This window comes from Streptomyces sp. SID3212 (assembly GCF_009865405.1).
Classification (GTDB): domain Bacteria; phylum Actinomycetota; class Actinomycetes; order Streptomycetales; family Streptomycetaceae; genus Streptomyces.
The window spans coordinates 1-3,240 of sequence record NZ_WWJY01000912.1 but is presented as its reverse complement, the minus strand read 5'-3'; the positions used below and the strand labels follow the sequence as shown (position 1 = coordinate 3,240).

The 3,240-nt window shown below is 70.5% G+C and carries 4 protein-coding genes; all 4 read right to left on the bottom strand.

Translation table 11 applies throughout. The features are described 5' to 3' along the window. On the bottom strand, positions 1 to 502 hold a 502-nt coding region (locus GT042_RS27395), incomplete at its 3' end, for a PfkB family carbohydrate kinase (protein ID WP_345943942.1). Next, positions 499 to 1,488 carry a zinc-dependent alcohol dehydrogenase family protein gene (locus tag GT042_RS27390; RefSeq protein ID WP_161311403.1) on the bottom strand — a complete coding sequence of 330 codons (990 nt, stop codon included), beginning with the start codon at positions 1,486 to 1,488 and terminating at the stop codon, positions 499 to 501. The genes GT042_RS27390 and GT042_RS27395, both read right to left, overlap by 4 nt. Further along, positions 1,485 to 2,375: a carbohydrate ABC transporter permease gene (locus GT042_RS27385; protein WP_161311402.1), complete on the bottom strand. Its 891-nt coding sequence runs from the start codon at positions 2,373 to 2,375 to the stop codon at positions 1,485 to 1,487. Before GT042_RS27385 ends, GT042_RS27390 begins: the two co-directional genes overlap by 4 nt. Beyond that, positions 2,372 to 3,240, bottom strand: an 869-nt coding sequence (locus tag GT042_RS27380) for a sugar ABC transporter permease (protein WP_161311401.1), incomplete at its 5' end; no start/stop codon positions are given. The genes GT042_RS27380 and GT042_RS27385, both read right to left, overlap by 4 nt.

The window sequence follows — 3,240 nt, the reverse complement described above, 5'->3', positions numbered from 1 at the left end:
CGTCCAGCGTGCGGTCCTCGCGTACGTTGGGGTCGACCACCAGCACCGAGCGCTCCGCCGCCGCGCGGGCGGTCGCCGCCACCGCCTCGGCCGCCGGGGAGACGACCGCGGCGAGCCCGCCCACGTACACCGCGCCGAACTCCCCCGCCTCCGAGGCGCGTTCGGCGATGCGGAAGGTCGCGGTGTCCTGGAGGTGGAAGTGGTAGCCCGTGCCGTCGGGTCCCGGGTCGGCGACCGCGAGGGCGGTGGGCAGCTCCGACCGCCCGCACAGGCCGAGTTCGGTGCCGGCCGAGACCAGCCGCTCCTCGATCGCCCGGGCGAAGCCGTCGCCGCCGAGTGTGCCGGCGAACCAGCTGGGCGTGGAGAGCGCGGCCAGTCCGGCGGCGACATTCGCGGGCGCGCCGCCGGGCTGGGCGTGCTGGGTCAGCCGGTCGTCCGGGGACGGTACGAGGTCGATCAGCGCCTCCCCCATCACCAGCACGGCGCCGGGCCCACCGGTCACGGCTCGACCACGATCTTGCGTCCCTGGCCCGCCTTGAACCGGTCGAGCGCCTCGGGGTACGACTCCAGCGGCATCCGGTCGCTGATGAACACCGCCGGGTCGAGCACGCCGCCGGCGAAGAGCGCGGCGGCCCGCTCGTAGCTGTGCAGCACCGCCATCGAGCCGGTGATCGTGATCTCCTGGTTGTAGATGCGGTACGGCTCGATGACCGCGGTCGTCGCGTAGTCGGCGACCCCGAACTGGAGGAACGTACCCCCCTTGGCGACCCGTCCGAGGCCGTCCTGGATGGCGCCGGCGTTGCCGGTGGCGTCGATGACGACGTCCCAGCCGCGCGGGGTGTCCAGCTCCTCCGCGGAGGCGGCGGAGCGCGAGACGCCGAGGGTGGAGGCGGTCGCGAGCCGTTCCGGGTTGATGTCCAGGATGTCGACGGAGGCGGCGCCGGTGCGCTTGGCGAGCTCCAGCATCATCAGGCCCATCGTTCCGGAGCCGTAGATCAGGACCTCGGCGCCGAGCGTGGAGCGCAGGACGTCGTAGCCGCGTACCGCGCAGGACAGCGGCTCGATGAGCGCCGCGTCCTTCACGTCGATGTGGTCGGGCAGCCGGACGCAGTTGGCGACGGGCGCGACGGCGAACTGGGCGGCGCCGCCGGGCTTGCTGACGCCGATCGCGTTCCACCGCTCGCACAGGTTGCCCCGCCCGATCCGGCAGTAGTGGCACTCGTGGCAGTAGAGCGAGGGGTCGACGGCGACCTTGTCGCCCACGGCGAGTTCGGTGACGTCGGAGCCGATCTCCACGATCTCGCCGGCGAACTCGTGGCCGGGGACGATCGGCAGGGTGGGCGCGAACTCGCCCTGGAGGATGTGCAGATCGGTGCCGCAGAGCCCGCAGGACGCGACGGCGACGACCACGTCCCGGGGGCCGGGGGTGGGGTCGGGCACCGTCGTGACGGAGACCTTGCCGGGGGCTTCGATGATCGCGGCCCTCATTTGACTGCTCCAAGAGAGAGGCCCTGGACCAGTTTGTCCTGGGCGGCGAAACCGGCGGCGAGCACCGGCAGGGACACGACGACGGCGGCGGCGCACAGCTGGGCCAGGAAGAGGCCCTGGCTGGTGACGAAGCCCGTCAGGAAGACGGGCGCCGTCTGCGCGGTGACACCGGTGAGCACCCGGGCGAACAGGAGCTCGTTCCAGCTGAAGATGAAGCAGATCAGCGCGGTGGCGGCGATACCGGGCGCGGCGACGGGGGCCACCACCCGGGCGAGGACGGTCGGCAGCCTGGCGCCGTCCATCTGCGCGGCCTCGATGATGGAGACCGGGACGTCCGCGAGGAAGGACTGCATCATCCATACCGCGATCGGCAGATTCATCGACGTGTAGAGGATGACGAGCAGCCAGATGTTGTCCAGCATCCCGACGTTCTTCGCGAAGAGGTAGATCGGCAGCAGCCCGGCGACCACCGGCAGCATCTTGGTGGACAGGAAGAAGAACATCACGTCCGTCCACTTGCGGACGGGCTTGATGGACAGCGCGTACGCCGCCGGCAGGGCCAGCAGCAGCACGAACAGGGTCGAGAACAGCGAGGCGGTCAGGGAGTTGATCAGCGGCGGCCAGGGGCTCGCGCCGCCGTCGGAGCCGAAGAACACCTTGTAGCTGTCGAGGGTGAGGGGGGCCGTGAACGAGGGCGGGTTGGTCGCCGCGTCCGTCTCCGAGTGGAAGGACGTGAGCAGCATCCAGAGCGCCGGCAGGCAGAAGCCGAGCCCCACGACCCAGGCGAGCAGGCCGAGGCCGGCGGAGCGCCGCCTGGCCCTGCGGGTGGCGGGCGCGTAGGCCGTCGTGGCCGGGGCCGCCTTCACGGGGGCGGTGGTGGTGGTCATGCGCGGCTCGCCTCCTCACTGAAGAGGGACGAGACCACGCGGAGGGCGAAGGTCGCGATCACGATGGTGCCGATCACGACGACCACTCCGGCCGCGGAGGCCAGTCCGTACTCGTGAGCCTGGTAGAAGGTCTGGTAGATGGTGTACGGCAGGTTCGCGGTGCCCAGTCCGCCCGCGGTGATGGTGAACACCGCGTCGAAGTTCTGCACGACGTAGATGGCGCCGAGCAGGGTGCCCAGTTCCAGGTAGCGGCGCAGGTGGGGCACCGTCAGGAAGCGGAACATCTGCCAGGTGCCCGCGCCGTCGAGGCGCGCGGCCTCCATCATGTCCAGCGGCTGGCTCTGGAGTCCGGCGAGCAGGATGAGCATCATGAACGGCGTCCACTGCCAGACGAGGGACGCCTCGACGGCCAGCAGGGGCATGTCGGTGATCCAGTCGGGCTGGGCGGGCGTGGAGTCGCCGAACAGCCCGGTGAACCAGGCCCAGCCCCCGTTGAGGAGACCGTACTCGGGGTTGTAGAGCAGGTGTTTCCACATCAGCGCCGCCGAGACGGGCACCAGCAGGAACGGGGTGATCAGGAGCGTGCGGACGAATCCGCGCCCCAGGAACTTCCGGTTGATCAGGAGCGCCAGCAGCAGCCCGAGCACCACGCTGACGATCACGACGGTCGCCGTGAGCAGGATGGTGGTGAGGATCGACTCGCGCAGGGACTCGTCCGTGACGACCGTCCTGTAGTTGGACAGCCCGGAGAACGCGCGCTCGTCGGGGGCGAGGGAGTTCCAGTCGAAGAGCGAGATGAACAGCGTCGCCACGAAGGGCAGTTGGGTGACCGCGATCAGGAAGATCAGCGCGGGCAGCAGGGGCG

Coding starts and splice junctions, on each gene's coding strand:
- GT042_RS27390 (WP_161311403.1), bottom strand. CDS start 1,488: ATGAGGGCCGCGATCATCGAAGCCCCCGGCAAGGTCTCCGTCACGACG.
- GT042_RS27385 (WP_161311402.1), bottom strand. CDS start 2,375: ATGACCACCACCACCGCCCCCGTGAAGGCGGCCCCGGCCACGACGGCC.